We start from the raw sequence: 18582 nt of genomic DNA on the forward strand, positions 1-18582 counted from the left end.
TCTTTTAACCATCGTACCTTTGGTAACAACTACTCTTGTTCGACAGGTTCGTTTTCTTCCGTGCTTGGTAATGCATGCCATACGGCTTTGACTAATGTCGCTAAAGGAATGGCGAAGAACACCCCCCAAAAACCCCACAGCCCACCAAAGACTAATACAGCCACAATGATAGCAACTGGGTGTAAGTTTACTGCCTCGGAAAACAGAACAGGAACCAACACATTACCATCCAGCGCCTGGATAATACCGTAAGCAAGCAACAACCAATAAAACGGAGGCGTTAAACCCCATTGGAACAAACCAACGATAGCAACAGGTACAGTAACAGCCGCCGCACCGATATAAGGAATCAAAACCGACAGACCAACGGCTACGGCAAGCAACGCCGAGTAACGAAGATCTAAAAGGGCAAAAGTCACGTAGCTCACACCGCCCACGATTAAAATCTCTAACACTTTACCGCGAATGTAATTTGATATCTGCTCGTTCATTTCATGCCAAACTTTATTCGCCAATTTACGGTTTTTCGGCAGAATACCGCTTGCGATTCGCAGCATTTCTTCTTTGTCTTTAAGCAAAAAGAAGATAAGGAGTGGCACTAAGATCAAATATACCGCTAGCGTTGCAATGCTAACTAATGAAGCAAGCGACCCTTTGACGACACTTTCACCCAGCCCCAGTGCTTGGTTTTTGGCGTTCGTCACCACGGTTTCTACTATTTCTAAATTGGCTAGTTCAGGATGGCGCTCTGGCAATGTAACAATAAACTTTTGTAGCCCGTTGTACATGTTCGGAATATCGTTAATTAGATTACCGACCTGAGTCCAAATCGTCGGAACCAAGCCAAACAACGCAATTAACATTAACCCGACAAAGACCAAGATCACGATAATAACCGACAAGGTGCGCGGCACGCCTATACGACACATTTTGACAACTGGCCATTCAAGTAGATAAGCCAAAACGATCGCGACAAGTAATGGCGCAATCAAGTGTCCAAAGAAGTAAATGGTGATAAAGCCAAACAGCAAGATCGCGACGAGACTTACTGCGTGAGGGTCAGAGAAACGTCGTTTATACCAACGACTAACCATTTCAAACATCTTATGCGGATTCCTTATTGAAGACAGTCAATGTGTAGTGCTCTGATGTAGATTGGCAATCAACCGAGTACCCTTGGGCACTAAGATAGTTCACAATGTCTCGTTTAGAGCTGTTGTCCACCACTTGAATGACAAGTTGATGATACTGCTTTGCTTCTCCTTGAAAGACCTCAGCAGCATGACGCTTTGCAAGTAACAGTGCCATAGGACAACGTTGCTCACGCAAATCAAGTAACATGGATTCCATTGTATTGCTCTGCACTTATGATAGGGTTGTATTGTAACGGCTTTTTGAGCTGGTGCTAGCACTTCTGACATGATTTAACCACATGCTGAAATAGCTCGGATATAAAATAATTTACGAAACCAATTCATTTATTTCCGGTCTTACTGTTAGCTTATATCCTCACGGATAACCAAAACGTATGTGGCGCTGTTAATGGGCTCTCGACCCGTAACCACATGCTTATGTATTTTGGAGAACCTTTTAAACGTATGTTAAAACGCACTCGCTCGCTAGTTTGCTTATGTCTTGCTGCAGCCATCAGTTCGCCGACAACTTATGCCAATAGCATTGACTTGCCAGACATTGGCACAGCTGCTGGTGGCACGCTTTCAATAGACCAAGAGTTGATTTATGGCGACGCCTATATGCGTATGCTCAGAGCCAGTAAACCTATCGTTAATGACCCTGTCATCAATGAATATATTGACTCTCTTGGGCACAAATTAGTGGCCAATGCGAATGATGTAAAAACGCCGTTCCACTTCTTTATGATTCGCGACCGTAATATCAACGCGTTCGCGTTTTTTGGTGGCTATGTAGCGCTGCATTCTGGGTTGTTTCTTCATGCTCGTTCAGAAAGTGAGCTGGCCTCTGTTGTCGCTCACGAGATAGCGCACGTCACACAACGTCATCTTGCTCGGAGTATGGAAGAACAAGCACGCCGCTCTCCGGCCACATTAGCCGCACTTGCGGGGGCACTACTGCTTTCAATTGCCTCACCCGAAGCGGGGATGGCTGCAATTACAGCAGCAACCGCGGGCAACATGCAAAGTCAAATCAACTACACTCGTGCAAACGAAAAAGAAGCGGATCGCTTTGGTATTTCGACACTAGCAAAAGCCGGTTTTGATGTTCAAGCAATGCCAAGGTTTTTTGGCCGTCTTGCTGATGAGTATCGTTACGCGAGTAAACCGCCACCAATGCTCCTGACTCACCCTCTGCCTGAAGATCGAATTACCGATAGCCGTGCGCGAGCAAGAACCTATCCTCCAATGCGTGTTGTGCCTTCAATAGACTATCATCTAGCTCGCGCGCGCATTGTGGCTCGTTACGCTGGCATTGATGGACAAGCCGCCCTGAGCTGGTTTGAGCGAACTCAAAAGAAAGCCTCTGCGGACATTACACCTGCTTTTGATTATGGTCGGGCACTCGTGCATTTAGACAATAAACGCTTATCTCAAGCGGAACCAATTTTGAAAAAGTTACTGGAACAAGACCCAAGTAACCCGTTTTACTTGGATGCTATGACGGATTTATACATCGAGAAGAAGCAGCCAGAAAAAGCGACCGAGATGCTCCGTAAAGCGTTATCTCGGAACCCTCAAAATAAAGTATTGACCATTAACTATGCCAATGCACTACTTGAGGATAATAAAAACGATCAAGCCTCGCGAGTTCTTCAAAGATACACTCATGACTATCCTGAAGATACAAATGGCTGGCACCTAATATCGAAGAGCTACCACGCGCTGGGGCGTAGCGATGAAGAGTTGGCTGCTCGAGCAGAAATTTTGGCATTGCGAGCAAATTGGAATAAAGCGATTCAATATTATAGTGAAGCAAGTAAAATGGCCAAGTTGGGCAGCTTAGAGCAAGCGCGATACGATGCCCGTATCGACCAACTCATGATCCAAAGAGATCGATTCATGGCATTACAATAACGAAATGGAGAAAACCATGTCAGTCGTGATTTATCACAACCCTCGTTGCTCAAAGAGCCGTCAAGCACTTGAACTGCTTGAGCAAAATGGTGTTACACCGGAAGTCGTCAAATACCTAGACACACCACTTAACGTGGATGAACTAAAAGCGCTGTACGCCCAGCTTGGCTTTTCATCTGTACGTGAAATGATGCGCACTAAAGAAAGTGAATATAAAGAGCTTGGCTTAGGCGAAGACTCCGTCAGCGATGAGCAATTATTCGAAGCAATGGCGAAAAATCCAAAGTTGTTTGAGCGTCCGGTAGTCGTTGCTAACGGCAAAGCAAAAATTGGTCGCCCACCAGAGCAAGTGTTGGATATTTTATAAATGGATTGCCAGATCCTTATTTTGTATTTCAGCCGTCATGGCTCGACAAAACAACTGGCAAGACAAATAGCAAGAGGAGTCGAATCGACTCCTCAATGCCAAGCAATTTTGCGTACAGTTGAAGAATTGTCACCTCACTCACACTCCCCTTCTGATCCAATTGTTACTCTAGAGGAACTGAAAACGTGCGACGGTCTAGCGTTTGGCAGCCCCGTCTGGTTTGGCAACATGGCTGCGCCTTTAAAGCACTTCTGGGATCAGACTACATCTTTATGGGTCAGTGGTGACTTAATCGATAAGCCTGCTTGTGTCTTTACCTCTTCGTCCTCGATGCATGGTGGTCAAGAAACAACGTTACAAAGCATGATGACCCCTTTATTGCATCACGGGATGATGGTTTTGGGCATTCCTTATTCCGAGCCAGAGTTACACACTACGCAGTCCGGAGGCACTCCGTATGGCGCCAGCAGTGTAGGCCATGAGGCGACCCTGAGCAGTGAAGAGATTCGCCTGGCACAACAATTAGGCAAAAGGCTGGCAACTGCAGCGTTAAAACTAAAAGTCTGTTAGTAAAATCAAGGATAGTTAATCGATGTCTGACTCTTTAGACCAAACACCACTCGGTACACAGGCTAAAACCTATCGTTACCTGGCTTTATTTGGCAACTTAGCCTTATTAGCCTGGGTCGCTATTTGGCAGCTTGCGTTATCCCCTCACCCTCACCTCAGCAGCACAACACTTGCTATTGCTTGGTGTATTCCGCTACTACTTCCGTTGCCTGGTATTTTAGCTGGTAAGCCTTACACTCATGCTTGGGCTAACTTTGTTCTTATGCTGTATTTCTTGCATGCGCTGACCATCCTTTATGTGGATGGGGGTGAACGCTGGCTTGCGGCAGTGGAACTGATACTGACTTCACTCGGTTTCGCTGGTAATATTTTGTTTGCTAGAGCGAGAGGCAAAGAGCTAGGTCTTAAGTTGAAACGCCTCTCTCAAGTAGAAAAAGAAGAAAAAGCGAAATTCAATAAATAACGCCAATCGCAGTCAATCACTGATCATTGGTTCGAATACGAATTTAGAAAACAAAAAGAGTCGCTATTGCGACTCTTTTTTATGCTTACCACATTGGTGTTTGATCCTTGCGTTTCACGCCTGGAACGCTACCAAGGAGATTACGATGCCGAGCGCCACTCGTAGATCAAGTCATACTGTTCTCGGACAGGCTCCACAATCATCGGCTGAGTTGGTTGTGTTTCGTCACTTGCTTCTGCCACAACATTTACTGGTACTTCAGGCTGCGCTTCTTTTGGCGTCGCGGCGTCTTTTGCTTCATTACTCTGAACCAATGGCTCTTCTTCTTGAGTTGAAGCTGGGGCATCAACTTCACCTAAAGGATCTTCAAAAACCATTAATTGAGAAATAGAAGAAGCTTCTTTCTCAAAAGCTTGTTGTGATGCCAAAAGGTGGATGTTGAGCGTTAACTCGTCCCCTTGAACACGCTTAATCTCTGTACCCGCAACCGAATTAAGTTGTTTTAGCGCATTCTCTAAACGGAAGAAGTCCGTGGCAGAGGTTACATTAAGGACTTTCACTGCTAGCGCTTTTGAAGACTTTCCTGAAACCACAACTGCACTCTTACTTGCATAGTAGTCTGCGATGCCATCCACCATTTCTGCAATAGCATTAGCACCTGATGCAGACCCGCTACGCGGAGAACGTTGCGCCTCTACAATTCTCGTTGGCGACTGGTCGTAGAGTGTCCAACGAATTTGTTCACCTTGAGCTCGTACAACCAAAACGGCGTCAGCTGGGTAGCGCTGGCTAGCTTGACCAATTGGCTCAATAAAGCCGCCCCAAAGATCAGAGACATTAACACCGGTTACATCATCAAAATCCCCAACCGGGATAGTGATTGGTAGGCCTCTTAGTTTCGCTGCGCTACGAAGTGCTGCAACATTTGAAGATTCAGAATGCTCCCACGCAATGTTACGATCGTAACCCTGTTCTTCAACCATCCAAACTAAAATATTGGCACGATTTGGCGACCAAGATGGCAATTGTGCTTGTGTTAAAAGAGAGCTGATTTGGTCGTTGTTAAACAACATTTTTAAGCTCGCTTTTCCATCAACCTGCCCATAGCTCAGTTGAGAAATGTAACGCGCACTTGAGCTAAGTGCCTTTTTAATCACTGGATTGCTTAAAGAGGATTGAGAACCGGTCGCTCGAACAATCACATCCTGCATACCTTGTTGACGAGCCAAAGACTCACCGTCGTTCTGCTCACTGTCGATAACCACTTCGGCACGATAGATATCCACCTGAGTTAATGCATATACTGGTAGGGACAACCAACCTATCAGTAAGAGAGCTAAATAGCGCATAGTTTTTATAATCCTCTGAACAAGAACCCGAATAATAAGCAACTATCAAATCTTGAGCAAGGTAAGTACTGAGTAAATTGTCTGTATTATGACCAGCTTTGTTAACTCGGGCCTCAACCAGCGCTTCAGTGCTATTTTTTATAATAAACTCATTGCTTATTAAGCTATCTCAACAAGTTAGGCTGTCCATTTTTCATCTTCACGCAAGACACGTAAAAGAGGACAATTTGCAAGCAAGCAACTCTCAAAAGTGCTATTTATGGGAAAAATTCAATCGAAAGTTTGATCTATGCAACATTGCAAACGATTGCAGGATGATAGTATTCGCCGGATTTGTCTGCGTATCTTGAAAATAGGGAATTATTATGAAAAACGCGTTACAAGGCGCTCAAATGCTCTTTGTCGCTTTTGGTGCTTTGGTGCTTGTGCCGCTCCTAACTGGCCTTGATCCAAACGTAGCCCTCTTTGGTGCCGGTGTCGGTACTCTCCTCTTCCAGTTAATGACTAAACGTTCTGTTCCCATCTTCCTTGCCTCTTCTTTTGCGTTTATTGCTCCTATTATGTTCGGTATCCAAACTTGGGGTATCGGTGCAACGATGGGCGGCTTGATGGCAGCGGGCTTAGTTTATGTGGCTCTAGGGGCGATGATCAAAGTGCGTGGTGTTGGATTTATCCATAAAATTCTCCCGCCCGTTGTCGTTGGCCCTGTGATCATGGTTATCGGCCTTGGCCTTGCCCCAACAGCAGTGAACATGGCGGTAGGTAAAACTGGTGATGGAGCTGCACAGCTAGTTAATGGTGATGCTGCGATCATTATCTCGGCGGTCTCACTGCTCACAACCATTGTACTCAGCGTTTTTGCAAAAGGCTTTTTGAAGCTCGTTCCTATTGTTGGTGGTATTCTTGCTGGTTACTCTGTTTCTCTATTCTACGGGGTGGTTGATTTCACTCCCGTAGAACAAGCGGCTTGGCTAGCCATGCCAAACTTCACCGCGCCAGAGTTCAATATCAACGCAATTTTGTTCATGATTCCTGTCGCTATCGCACCTGCGGTTGAGCACGTAGGTGACATGCTTGCTATCTCAAACGTTACAGGTAAAAACTACCTGAAAAAACCAGGCCTTCACCGCACAATCGCAGGTGACGGGGTGGCAACTATCGCAGCTTCGATGGTGGGTGCTCCACCAAACACCACTTACAGTGAAGTAACAGGAGCGGTAATGCTAACCAAAGCATTTAACCCTGTGATCATGACTTGGGCAGCAATCACCGCAATCGTACTTGCATTGGTAGGTAAGCTAGGTGCGGTTCTTCAAACGATTCCAGTTCCTGTTATGGGCGGCATCATGATTCTGCTGTTCGGCTCCATCGCAACGGTAGGCCTCAACACACTGATCAAGAATAACGTTGATTTACATAAGTCTCGTAACCTAGTGATTGTTGCCGTAACACTTGTGTTTGGCATTGGTGGTATGGCTTTCGGTATTGGTGAGTTCAGTCTACAAGGTGTGAGCCTATGCGGTATCGTGGCAATTATTCTTAACCTTGTGCTACCAAACGATTTAGGTGAAAACCACGTTGTGGATAACGCACAAATGGAAGAAGAAAGCGCGAAATAGTTCGTTTGCGCCGCTTTATTAGTTGGCGTGTCTTACTCTTCTCCTCTTGTAGATACAAAAAAGGCTTGGTTTTCACCAAGCCTTTTTCTGTTCAGTCATAGTAATACATCAAAGAATTACTTAGTACCGAAGATCTTATCACCTGCATCGCCTAGACCCGGAACGATGTAGCCTTTGTCATTAAGCTTCTCATCGATTGCCGCAGTGTATAGCTCAACATCTGGGTGTGCTTTTTCTAGCGCTTCAATACCTTCTGGTGCAGCAACAAGTACCAGCACTTTGATTTGGTTACAACCTTTCTCTTTTAGGAGATCGATCGTAGCAATCATAGAACCACCTGTTGCAAGCATTGGGTCAACAACAAGCGCAATACGCTCCTCGATGTTTGAAGCAAGCTTGTTGAAGTAAGGAACTGGCTCAAGCGTTTCTTCATCACGGTAAATACCCACAACACTGATACGTGCGCTTGGCATGTGCTCAAGAACTCCATCCATCATGCCTAGACCTGCACGTAGGATTGGCACTACGGTTACTTTTTTACCTTTAATCTGGTCTACTTCTACCGGACCGTTCCAACCATCAATGGTCACTTTTTCTGTTTCAAAGTCTGACGTTGCTTCGTAAGTAAGTAGGCTACCGACCTCAGTCGCTAACTCACGAAAACGTTTTGTGCTGATGTCACCTTCTCTCATTAGACCAATTTTATGTTTTACTAGAGGGTGCTTTACTTCAACAACTTTCATGTCCATCTCCGGCTATAGTTGGCAATATTTAAACAAACCTTCAGATTATACATGATTTTCACAGGGATATCAGGATAAATCACTAAAGAAAAAAACAGACGCAAACGTTTGCTATCTATGTTTAAGCACTGTTAGAATAGCGCCGTTTTCATATCCAACTTAATACCGAGGACTTCCCTGTGAGTGGTAACAACTCTTCTCTTAGCTATAAAGACGCTGGTGTAGATATTGATGCAGGCAACGCGCTTGTGGATCGTATTAAGGGTGCGGTAAAACGTACTCGTCGCCCTGAAGTTATGGGTGGTATCGGTGGTTTTGGCGCGCTATGCGAATTGCCAACTAAATACAAACAACCTGTACTGGTTTCTGGTACTGATGGCGTTGGCACCAAACTTCGCCTAGCACTGGATATGAATAAGCACGACACGATCGGCATCGACCTAGTGGCAATGTGTGTAAATGATCTTATCGTGCAAGGGGCAGAGCCACTGTTTTTCCTAGATTACTATGCAACAGGCAAACTAGACGTTGATACCGCAGCGGATGTTGTTTCAGGTATCGCAGAAGGGTGTGTTCAAGCAGGTTGTGCCCTAATTGGTGGCGAAACTGCGGAGATGCCGGGCATGTATGAAGGCGAAGACTACGACGTAGCTGGTTTCTGTGTTGGCGTAGTAGAAAAAGAAGACGTGATTGACGGCACGAAAGTCGCTGCTGGTGATGCACTTATCGCTGTTGGCTCAAGCGGCCCACACTCAAACGGTTACTCCCTTATCCGTAAGATCCTAGAAGTATCTGGTGCAGATAAGAGCGAAGAGCTAGCAGGCCGCACTATTGGTGAGCACCTACTAGAACCAACAAAAATTTACATCAAGTCAGCACTTAAGATGATTGAGAAACACGACATCCATGCGATTTCTCATATCACTGGTGGTGGTTTCTGGGAAAACATCCCACGCGTACTGCCTGAAGGCACGAAAGCAGTTATCGATGGTAACAGTTGGGAATGGCCAGTTATCTTCAAGTGGCTACAAGAGAAAGGCAACGTCGACACACACGAAATGTACCGCACATTCAACTGTGGTGTAGGTCTAATCGTCGCACTACCGAAAGACCAGGCAGACGCAGCAGTTGCTCTTCTTAAAGAAGAAGGCGAAAACGCGTGGGTGATTGGTCAAATCGCACAAGCAGACGCGAACGAAGAGCAAGTTGAAATCCAATAATTTGCAAATCGAGCTCAAAAGATAAGAAGAATGAGGACACTAGATGACTAGGTCCTCATTTTGCTATCTAGAACACTAAAAACCATTCTATTAGTAGGTAGTTTAGAAGCTACATAACTCCAACCTACAATACCAAGGCGCTCTCGACATCATGAAAAACCATACCCTAAAAAACTTTGTGGTCCTCATCTCGGGTAACGGAAGTAACCTGCAAGCTATCTTGGAAGCTTGCGAAGACAGCATGCCAAACGCACGAGTGGCAGCCGTGTTCTCTAACAAAGCAGATGCTTTTGGTTTAGAACGTGCAAAAAAGTTTGATGTAGACGGTCACTTTGTCGACCCTAAAGCATTCAGCTCGCGTGAAAGCTTTGATGCAGAGCTAATGAGTCAAATAGATGAATACCAACCAGACGTGATTATTCTTGCTGGTTACATGCGCATTCTGAGCAGCGCATTTGTTTCTCATTACATGGGTAAGATGATCAATATCCACCCTTCTCTTCTACCAAAATATCCTGGGCTACACACACACCAGAGAGCAATTGATGCTGGCGATAAAGAACATGGTACGAGTGTGCACTTTGTAACGGAAGAGCTTGATGGTGGCCCTGTCATACTGCAAGCAAAAGTTCCTGTGTTCGAAGACGATGATGCTAGTGTACTTGCGGCACGTGTTCAGGCGCAGGAGCACCGAATCTACCCTATGGTGGCTAAGTGGCTGGTAGACGAGCGGTTGATCATGAAGGATGGTAAAGCCTATTTAGATGGCGCAGAGCTTGGCGTACATGGGTACGCCTCAGATGAGTAGCCCTGAATAATAAACTCCAAGCACAAAAGAGCAGCCTGAGGGCTGCTCTTGGTTGTTTTAATACTTATAAACTTGATTCAAGAAAGCCGTAGTGAGACTAGAAACCTAAAACCCAACATTCTAAAAAATCCCATAACCACTTGAGTAACATAACACTCGGAAAGTAGATTCTGAATCTGGTTCGTTCTTCACCGTTCAGACTGACGAGGTGTTTTATGAGAAATTTCTATCAGTTACGTCTTTACAGCAAGCCTTAGCGAGACTAGGACTCTACTACCAGCACTCTAGAAAGTAAGAATGCTCATCCGTATCCGCCCTCGGTTTAAAACGCATAAAAATAAGCTCGCGATTAAGCGAGCTTTATTTTTATATTCAGAGTAAGAGACCATCACTCTAACGGTTCGGTTGGCGCTTGATTGCCCGGCTTAGCCGCCGCAAACGGCACATTTACCAGTTCAGAGGCATTATTTTTGACTAGTTCACCTAGGTGAAACAAGCCGTATTCGCCAGGTTTCATACGCTGCCAAGCTTCGTTGCCCGTCAAAGGTTGAGTTGCAATCACAGAAACGATGTCGTGTGGCGTTGTTTCTTCTTGGAAGTTAATTTCCACATCTTCATCAAGCAACGCGGCTTTTCCAAACGGTGCGCGTCTTGTGATCCAATACAAATGATTGGTGCAATACGTCATTACATACTCACCATCACTCAGAAGCATGTTAAATACACCCTTCTCTTTTAGCTCATCACAACATTTAGCAACATATAAGAATACCGACTCCATATCCTTTGGTGGCTCAGGATATCGATCTTCCATTTGCTTCAATAACCAGCAAAATGCCAGTTCACTATCTGTCTCACCGACAGGTCGATGTCGACCTGTATGCAAGTCTTGGTAGCCAGAGAGCTGACCGTTATGCGCAAACGTCCAATACCTACCCCACAGCTCACGTGTAAAGGGATGAGTATTTTCTAAATTAACACCACCACGATTCGCCTGTCGGATATGACTAACGACCGCACGACTTTTGATGGGATAATTTTGTACCAACTCTGCTATTTTAGACTCACAACTTGGCTTGGGATCTTTGAAGGTTCGAAAGCCCTTCCCTTCGTAGAAGGTGATCCCCCATCCGTCACGGTGTGGGCCGGTTCGACCTCCACGCTGCATGAGCCCAGTAAAACTGAAACAAATATCCGTTGGAACATTAGCGCTCATACCGAGCAATTCACACATGGTTTAAAAAACTCCCTAACAACACAGCTCGAAACGGTGGCCGTAAAACGATTATTCCATCTCTTTTTCGATCAACTGAATGATGATATGAATAATCTTAATATGAATTTCCTGAATGCGGTCTGCATAACCAAAGTGTGGAACGCGGATTTCAATATCTGCAAGGCCTGCCATTTTGCCGCCATCTTTACCTGTTAGCGCAATCGTCTTCATGCCTTTCGCTTGTGCTGCTTCAATCGCTTTCAGGATGTTACCTGAGTTACCTGACGTCGACAGGCCAAACAGTACGTCACCTTTTCGACCAACCGCTTCTACATAGCGTGAAAACACGAAGTCATAACCAAAGTCATTACTCACACAAGAAAGGTGGCTTGGATCTGAAATAGCAATACCAGCATAGCCAGGACGATTTTCTCGGTAACGGCCTGTTAGCTCTTCGGCAAAGTGCATTGAATCACAGTGAGAACCACCGTTACCACATGACAATACTTTACCATCTTGCTTGAATGAGTCAGCAATCATTTTCGCCGCTGCTTCGATTTGCGCAATGTTATGGTCATCGCTTAAAAATTTGTTGAGCACTTCAGCAGCTTCGTTTAATTCACTTCTAATCAGATCATGGTACATAAGACGTTCTCTTTATTATTTCGGCTTCAGTCAGCTCTTGACTCACTGAGCAAATTGTTCTGATACCAATTTGGTATCGGAAATTTCATAAACCTGAACTCGGGTTTGATTACTCTGAGTTTACCCACAAACGAGAATTAGTGTCGATAGTGAACCAACAGATTTAGATTAGTGATGGTAATAAACTTGTCAACTTGCTCATGAAACCATCACTCAAATCTCAACTTTAGAATTTTAACTCTACTTAGATCACTTTTTATCCAATCTTATGTTTTACATTTCCTTAATATTTTGATTACACTTAAACCAACTGGTTAGACCTCTTACCTAACATGCAGACGTACAAAACTTATAAAGTCTGAAAAGGAAAATATATATGGACATCTTGCTCTCAATCATCACGATGGCGATCGTGCTAGGCATTACGCTCTACCACCGCATGTCTCTCGTGAAATCTATTAGCTTACTCACCGCGGCCATGCTGGCTCTTACAGTAGCAGGAACTGTCGGCGTTATTGGTTGGGCGATTTACGTTCTCGCCGCAGCTGTGCTCGCGGTTCCTGGCGTACGTCAGTCTTTAATTAGCCGCAAAGCGTTAGTGCTTTTCAAGAAAGTGCTGCCAGCTATGTCTCAAACCGAAAAAGAAGCGTTAGACGCAGGTACCGTCTGGTGGGAAGCCGAACTGTTTAAAGGCAAACCAGAGTGGCAAAAGCTACACGCGATTCAAGCACCTAAGTTAAGTGCGGAAGAACAAGCCTTTTTAGACGGCCCTGTGAATGAAGTGTGCGCCATGGTGAGTGATTTCCAAGTGACCCATGAACTCGCGGACTTACCGCCAGAAGTTTGGCAATACCTGAAAGATCATAAGTTCTTCGCCATGATCATTAAGAAAAAGTACGGTGGTCTGGAATTCTCAGCATACGCGCAATCACTAGTACTACAAAAACTAACGGGTGTTTCTGGCGTTCTATCGTCTACCGTTGGTGTTCCTAACTCTTTGGGCCCAGGTGAGCTACTGCAACACTACGGTACTGAAGATCAAAAAAATCATTACTTACCGCGTCTAGCTGAAGGTAAGGAAATCCCTTGTTTCGCCCTAACAAGTCCAGAAGCGGGTTCTGACGCAGGCTCTATTCCAGATTACGGTGTGGTCTGTAAAGGCGAATGGGAAGGAAAAGAAGTACTGGGTATGCGCCTGACTTGGAACAAGCGCTACATCACCCTAGCGCCAGTCGCAACGGTACTAGGCTTAGCATTTAAACTTCGCGATCCTGAAGGTTTGCTAGGCGACAAAGAAGATCTTGGCATCACTTGTGCGCTTATCCCAACTGATGTCAAAGGTGTTGAGATTGGTAACCGACACTTCCCGCTCAATGTACCATTCCAAAATGGTCCAACGCGCGGTAAAGACATCTTTGTTCCTATCGATTTCATTATCGGTGGTGAAAAAATGGCGGGCCAAGGTTGGCGTATGCTGGTTGAGTGTCTGTCGGTTGGACGTGGTATCACGCTACCTTCAAACTCAACAGGTGGCATCAAAACTGCGGCAATGGCAACCGGTGCTTACTCACGTATTCGTCGTCAGTTCAAACAGCCTATCGGCCATATGGAAGGGGTTGAAGAACCATTAGCACGCTTGGGTGGTAATGCTTACGTGATGGATGCAGCAAGCAACTTAACCGTTGCGGGTATCGACTTAGGTGAAAAGCCTTCAGTAATCTCAGCTATCGTGAAGTATCACTGTACGCACCGCGGCCAGCAAAGCATCATCGATGCAATGGACATCGTAGGCGGTAAAGGTATCTGTATGGGACCTTCTAACTTCCTAGCTCGTGGTTACCAAGGTGCGCCAATCGCAGTAACGGTTGAGGGTGCTAACATTCTAACACGCTCAATGATCATCTTTGGCCAAGGCGCAATCCGTTGCCATCCGTACGTTCTTGAAGAAATGAACGCGGCGTATTCTGAAGCAAGTAATGCTGTCGAGAAGTTTGATAAAGCGCTTGCTGGTCACGTGAGCTTTACAATGAGTAACCTAGTGCGCAGTATCTGGTTTGGTTTGAGCGACGGTCTGGGCTCTTCATCACCAACCAAAGATGCAACCAAGCGTTACTACCAACAATTGAACCGTTACAGTGCAAACCTTGCTCTGCTATCGGATATCTCAATGGCAGTGCTAGGTGGCTCTTTGAAGCGTAAAGAGCGTCTATCAGCGCGTCTTGGTGACATTCTAAGCCAGCTATATTTGAGCTCTGCGACGTTGAAACGTTTTGAGCAAGATGGACGCCCAGTCGAAGATTTACCATTAGTACACTGGGGTCTACAAGACAGTTTGAAACAAGCGGAAGTGGCGGTAGACGAATTCTTAGCAAACTTCCCGAACAAAGTGATTGGTCGTGCACTGCGCGTGTTAATCATGCCATTCGGTCGTGTACGCAAAGCGCCAAGCGATAAACTAGACAGCAAAGTGGCACGCATTCTACAAACGCCAAGTGCAACGCGCTCACGCATTGGTCGCGGTCAATACCTTGAACCGACCGAGCACAACGCAGCAGGTAAGATTGAGCTTGCACTATCAGTCATTCTTCAAGCTGAGCCTGTGTTTGACAAAGTATGTAAAGCGCAAGGTAAGCGTCGCCCATTCTTACGTTTGGATATGATTGCTCAGGAAGGGCTAGAGCAAGGCTTTATCACGCAAGAAGAAGCCGATCTACTCAGAGAAGCGGAACAGCATCGTCTAGATACAATCAACGTTGACGATTTTGAGCCGGAACTGCTTGCCGCAAAGCCGCTATACCCTCAGATGGATAGTGTCGCGTAACTCTAGAATCTGAGACCACAAACGGGAGTATCAGCTCCCGTTTTTTATTGCTTCCAGAATCGGATTCATAACACCTCACACTACAAAGCCCCCCTGCGCAATAAAATCCTCGCACTCCAATCTTTTCCCCGATTTCCAGTGATAACTAACTCACAGACGTTCCAACTAAGCGGTGTATACTTTAAGTAACTCACTCACATATATGGTAAATCCGTTGGCTAAAATATTACTCGCACAGTGGTTCCCAGGGCTTGTTCAGCTTAAGCATTATCAAAAAGAATGGTTTGTTAACGACTTTAGAGCCGCCTTTTCTGTTGTCGCGGTTGCACTGCCAGTTGCCATAGCTTATGCACAGTTAACTGGTGTATCCGCAATTGTCGGTCTGTATTCGTGTGTACTGCCAATGTTGGTTTACGCCATGATGGGCACATCTCGACAACTCATTGTCGGACCCGATGCAGCAACCTGTGCAGTGATCGCTGCTGTTGTGACACCACTTGCCGCAGGTGACCCCACAAAACATTGGCAGTTGGTTATGACCATGACAGCGATGACGGGGATTTGGTGTGTACTGGCAAGTCGTTTCAAGCTAGGAGTATTTGCAGATTTCCTTTCTCGCCCGATTCTTTTGGGTCTACTCAACGGTGTTGCTCTCACAATTATCGTTGGTCAGTTTGCGAAAGTAGTCGGTTTGAAATACGAGCAACGTTATTTGCTGGAACGTTTATGGGAAGCTCCACAACGATTAACCGATCTTCATTGGCCTACTGTAACTCTGAGTATCGTGACAGTTGTCGTTTATTTGCTCACCAAACGCTACCGACCAACTTGGCCTGCTGCCATGCTGGCGATCCTCGTAACTACTGCGTCAGTTTGGTTTTTCCATTTACAAGAGATGGGCGTATCGGTTGTCGGACTCACTCAAGGTGGCTTCCCTCAGTTTCAAACACCGGAATTTGAGCTAGGTGAAGTTCGTGAACTAGTAGTCCCGGCGCTCAACCTTGCGATTGTCAGTTTTGTTAGCATGATGCTCACCGCCCGCAGTTTCGCGGCTAAAAACGGTTATGATATTGATGCAAATAAAGAGTTTCAGGCGTTGGGTTTTGCCAACATTGCCTCAGCGTTTTCACAAGGTTTCGCAATAAGCGGCGCTGACTCACGCACAGCCGTCAATGATGCAAATGGCGGTAAATCTCAATTAGTTTCGATTGTCGCCGCAATCACCATTGCCATTATTGCGGTATTTATTTACGAGCCTTTACAGTTCATCCCTATCGCTTCACTTGGTGTTGTATTGATCATTGCGTCCCTATCGCTGCTCGATCTTAAAGCAATTTGGAAATTAAAATCTCGTGACAAAGATGCATTTTATCTGGCCATCATTACTTTTATTTCTGTGTTGATCGTGGGTGTAATACCGGGGATCACTTTGGCGGTATTGCTAGGGCTGTTTCAATTTTTACGTATTGTCATGCGGCCGAGTGATCAGCTACTTGGCTTGGATGAAAAAGGCACCATTCGGACCATCGACGACTCAGGAAAAGCTTCGCCTATTCCTGGAATGGTGATTTACCGCTTTAACTCACCGCTAACTTACTTCAATGCTCCTTACTTTAAACGTAGAGTGTTAGAGCAGGCAGAGCATCACAAAGACGCAAGTTGCGTTGTCATCGACGCCGTGTCGAGCTTTACTCACTTGGATCTCAGTGTGATGGCAACACTGGCAGATATTCACAATACTTTGAAAAAGAGAGGCGTACGCTTAATCCTCGCAGGAAGGAAACGACGTCTTCGTCAATGGTGTGAGCTTACTGGTATCAGCACCAGTGAAGGAGGCATCTTACTGCGAGCTGATATGTACCTTGCCATTAAACTTAGTGGCTGTTACATCAGTGCTGTGGGTGAGGGACAAATTCCTACTGTTCAAAAAGAGCCTGATTTAGAGCAGCCACCCAAACCAATTCCAGAAGTGGCTTAAATAGAAATTTAATATAGAAAACAGGAAATTAAACTCCTGTTTTCTAGTGCTTATCTTCACAGCTGAATACGTGTTATGCCTTTGGCTTAAACTTTTTTGTCATCCCTTGGCTTTTAGGAGCCACCAGCCTATAACCAAGCTTTTCGTAAAAGACCGGTTCATCAGCAATCATAGAAACGTAAGAGCCTTCAAGTGCAACAGAAGAAAGATAACCGTCGATGTATTCCATGACTTTTCTACCTAAACCGTTACCTTGATAATCAGAATCAACGGCAACGTCGACAATTTCGAAGTTACACGCCCCGTCACCAACAACCCGCCCCATTGCAATGAGCTTTCCTTCATCCCGAACAGATACGCCATATAACGAATTGGGTAGACCAATTTCAGCAGCTTTCAACGATTTGGGTGATAGCCCGGCTTTGATACGCATATCACAGTATTCTTTCGGGCTTGGCACATGCTCTTCATATCTTATTGTCATTATGTACTACTCCTTTGTATCACCTTGGAGCTTACATAACTAAACTGTATAAATAAACAGTTAAACGTTGGAAAGATGTTCCCATTAAGCACACAAAGTATCGGGTCTAGAAAAGAACCCGCCGACAACTCTGACGCCATAATAGATATAAGTTGCTCTGAAGCTAGACATTCCTTTTTCTAAACATGTTTCTCTCAACAACGTATCCGCATGCTTTCGAGCACTTTGAGGCAACACCTCTTCCCTCATGAGTTGGTAAAGAGCATCATGTACTAAAGAAGCTTTCATAATGTTTTTTGTGTCTAACGCTGGCCCACTCGCTCCATCCCATGCATAGCCCTTTTTAATCGTTAACACGCCTTGTTTGGACAAACTAAGAAAAGGGCTGTCATACGCGTTACTCACTGAAATGTGAGTCTCAATCTTTTCTTCAGAATGGAGAGTGTATTTATACTTCTGACGCTTTTTGTATTTCATCAGAGACCTCGCGTTTACTTATTCTTATTTATCACGCACAGCTGAATATTTATCCAGAAACCCTACAAGATCGGCTCTTGTTATTATGGCGTACTACCTATTACAAAGCCCAAATCAATATAAATAGAACTCCATGCAATCAATAAAGCCAGAATCCCTGACTTTATTGATCAAAATTCAACCAGCAATCCTTATTCTGAAGGAAGTCTACTCAATTTTTTATGGATATCTTCTACAAAATTGGCTTGTTCACTTGGAGAAACCTCTAGAACATAATGAAAAAACGGACTTGTATGCTCAGTAATTTTATACTCTTCACTTAACAGCTTAATTACTTGTTCATGATTAAATCGTGCGGAGACTAAGCCACTCTCGGTTTCTTGAGTTATAACTATATAGTGAGCGGTTGGAAAAACCGTAAACCTTCCTTCGACAGGAAACCAGGGAGCAAAAGAAATAATCTCGTCATCAATTATGTATGCTTGAGGTTTACTGACATAAGTGTAAGGGTACATTTCATCTAAATAGGGTCTTGCTGTATCAAACAAGCCATCATAATAAGTTGGTATTTCTACTTTTTGGATTTTACTTAAGGGATCAAAAGTGAAGGTATCAAGTGATTTTAAATTATTACTTCCCGCATCTGAATTATTAATACCATTATCAATAGAAGAGCAACCTACAATTATCACTGCACAAAAAAAAGCTAAAATTTTATTCATTATTTCTTTATCTTTAATTGATTATTTTGAAAGTTAGTCACATTAAAAAT

The 18582-nt window shown here is 44.8% G+C and carries 18 protein-coding genes; 9 read left to right on the forward strand and 9 right to left on the reverse strand.

Features of this window, described 5'->3' with window-relative positions; translation table 11 throughout:
* Positions 1 to 29 precede the first annotated feature (29 nt).
* Complete coding sequence (locus R7Z78_RS10205; protein ID WP_005380416.1) at positions 30 to 1103, reverse strand: AI-2E family transporter; 1074 nt, start codon at positions 1101 to 1103, stop codon at positions 30 to 32.
* A gap of 1 nt (position 1104) precedes the next feature.
* The gene (locus R7Z78_RS10210) at positions 1105 to 1341 is read right to left on the reverse strand and encodes a sulfurtransferase TusA family protein (RefSeq protein ID WP_005380414.1); all 237 of its coding nucleotides are present in this window, start codon (positions 1339 to 1341) and stop codon (positions 1105 to 1107) included.
* Positions 1342 to 1598: 257 nt separating this feature from the next.
* Between R7Z78_RS10210 and R7Z78_RS10215 the strand changes: the two genes are divergently transcribed.
* Genes R7Z78_RS10215 through R7Z78_RS10230 form a run of 4 tightly spaced genes read left to right on the forward strand, consistent with a single transcriptional unit; the run spans position 1599 to position 4450 of the window.
* Positions 1599 to 3050, forward strand: coding sequence for a M48 family metalloprotease (locus tag R7Z78_RS10215; protein WP_169644370.1), 1452 nt, complete (start codon positions 1599 to 1601; stop codon positions 3048 to 3050).
* 16 nt (positions 3051 to 3066) lie between these two features.
* Positions 3067 to 3417, forward strand: coding sequence for an arsenate reductase (glutaredoxin) (gene arsC, locus R7Z78_RS10220; RefSeq protein ID WP_033907509.1), 351 nt, complete (start codon positions 3067 to 3069; stop codon positions 3415 to 3417).
* Positions 3418 to 3987: an NAD(P)H:quinone oxidoreductase gene (gene wrbA / locus R7Z78_RS10225; RefSeq protein ID WP_005380409.1), complete on the forward strand. Its 570-nt coding sequence runs from the start codon at positions 3418 to 3420 to the stop codon at positions 3985 to 3987.
* A gap of 22 nt (positions 3988 to 4009) precedes the next feature.
* The gene (locus R7Z78_RS10230; RefSeq protein ID WP_005380407.1) at positions 4010 to 4450 is read left to right on the forward strand and encodes a DUF2069 domain-containing protein; all 441 of its coding nucleotides are present in this window, start codon (positions 4010 to 4012) and stop codon (positions 4448 to 4450) included.
* A 140-nt stretch (positions 4451 to 4590) separates the two neighbouring features.
* Here the strand turns inward: R7Z78_RS10230 and R7Z78_RS10235 are convergent, their stop codons facing one another.
* Entirely contained in the window at positions 4591 to 5799 is a 1209-nt protein-coding gene (locus R7Z78_RS10235) for a DUF2066 domain-containing protein (protein ID WP_033907510.1), read from the reverse strand.
* A 365-nt stretch (positions 5800 to 6164) separates the two neighbouring features.
* On the opposite strand from R7Z78_RS10235, the gene R7Z78_RS10240 reads away from it, so the two are divergent.
* Positions 6165 to 7418 carry a uracil-xanthine permease family protein gene (locus tag R7Z78_RS10240; RefSeq protein WP_005389855.1) on the forward strand — a complete coding sequence of 418 codons (1254 nt, stop codon included), beginning with the start codon at positions 6165 to 6167 and terminating at the stop codon, positions 7416 to 7418.
* Between the two features lie 116 nt (positions 7419 to 7534).
* Here R7Z78_RS10240 and upp read toward each other — a convergent pair whose 3' ends face one another.
* Positions 7535 to 8161 (reverse strand): uracil phosphoribosyltransferase, encoded by a 627-nt coding sequence (upp, locus tag R7Z78_RS10245; RefSeq protein WP_005380401.1) that lies wholly within the window; start codon positions 8159 to 8161, stop codon positions 7535 to 7537.
* A gap of 179 nt (positions 8162 to 8340) precedes the next feature.
* Here upp and purM point away from each other — a divergent pair, with 179 nt between their 5' ends.
* Entirely contained in the window at positions 8341 to 9381 is a 1041-nt protein-coding gene (gene purM / locus R7Z78_RS10250; protein WP_005389861.1) for a phosphoribosylformylglycinamidine cyclo-ligase, read from the forward strand.
* A gap of 151 nt (positions 9382 to 9532) precedes the next feature.
* Positions 9533 to 10189, forward strand: coding sequence for a phosphoribosylglycinamide formyltransferase (gene purN / locus R7Z78_RS10255; protein ID WP_025768256.1), 657 nt, complete (start codon positions 9533 to 9535; stop codon positions 10187 to 10189).
* Positions 10190 to 10577: 388 nt separating this feature from the next.
* Here the strand turns inward: purN and R7Z78_RS10260 are convergent, their stop codons facing one another.
* A complete protein-coding gene (locus R7Z78_RS10260) occupies positions 10578 to 11423 on the reverse strand; it encodes a class II glutamine amidotransferase (protein ID WP_005385395.1) in 846 nt (281 codons plus the stop codon).
* Between the two features lie 51 nt (positions 11424 to 11474).
* A complete protein-coding gene (gene lpcA, locus R7Z78_RS10265; protein ID WP_005380392.1) occupies positions 11475 to 12050 on the reverse strand; it encodes a D-sedoheptulose 7-phosphate isomerase in 576 nt (191 codons plus the stop codon).
* Between the two features lie 376 nt (positions 12051 to 12426).
* On the opposite strand from lpcA, the gene fadE reads away from it, so the two are divergent.
* Complete coding sequence (gene fadE / locus R7Z78_RS10270) at positions 12427 to 14871, forward strand: acyl-CoA dehydrogenase FadE (protein WP_005385392.1); 2445 nt, start codon at positions 12427 to 12429, stop codon at positions 14869 to 14871.
* Positions 14872 to 15073: 202 nt separating this feature from the next.
* Positions 15074 to 16849 carry a SulP family inorganic anion transporter gene (locus R7Z78_RS10275; protein ID WP_005380390.1) on the forward strand — a complete coding sequence of 592 codons (1776 nt, stop codon included), beginning with the start codon at positions 15074 to 15076 and terminating at the stop codon, positions 16847 to 16849.
* Positions 16850 to 16922: 73 nt separating this feature from the next.
* On the opposite strand, the gene R7Z78_RS10280 is transcribed toward R7Z78_RS10275, so the two are convergent.
* From R7Z78_RS10280 to R7Z78_RS10290, 3 genes are all read right to left on the reverse strand, one after another.
* Positions 16923 to 17333, reverse strand: a complete 411-nt coding sequence (locus R7Z78_RS10280) for a GNAT family N-acetyltransferase (protein ID WP_005391824.1) — start codon at positions 17331 to 17333, stop codon at positions 16923 to 16925.
* An 84-nt stretch (positions 17334 to 17417) separates the two neighbouring features.
* Complete coding sequence (locus R7Z78_RS10285; protein WP_017633769.1) at positions 17418 to 17810, reverse strand: DUF1353 domain-containing protein; 393 nt, start codon at positions 17808 to 17810, stop codon at positions 17418 to 17420.
* Between the two features lie 191 nt (positions 17811 to 18001).
* Positions 18002 to 18532, reverse strand: coding sequence for a hypothetical protein (locus R7Z78_RS10290; RefSeq protein WP_104975534.1), 531 nt, complete (start codon positions 18530 to 18532; stop codon positions 18002 to 18004).
* Between the last annotated feature and the right edge of the window lie 50 nt (positions 18533 to 18582).

The sequence above is a fragment of the Vibrio sp. 1167 genome, assembly GCF_033340375.1.
Classification (GTDB): domain Bacteria; phylum Pseudomonadota; class Gammaproteobacteria; order Enterobacterales; family Vibrionaceae; genus Vibrio; species Vibrio alginolyticus.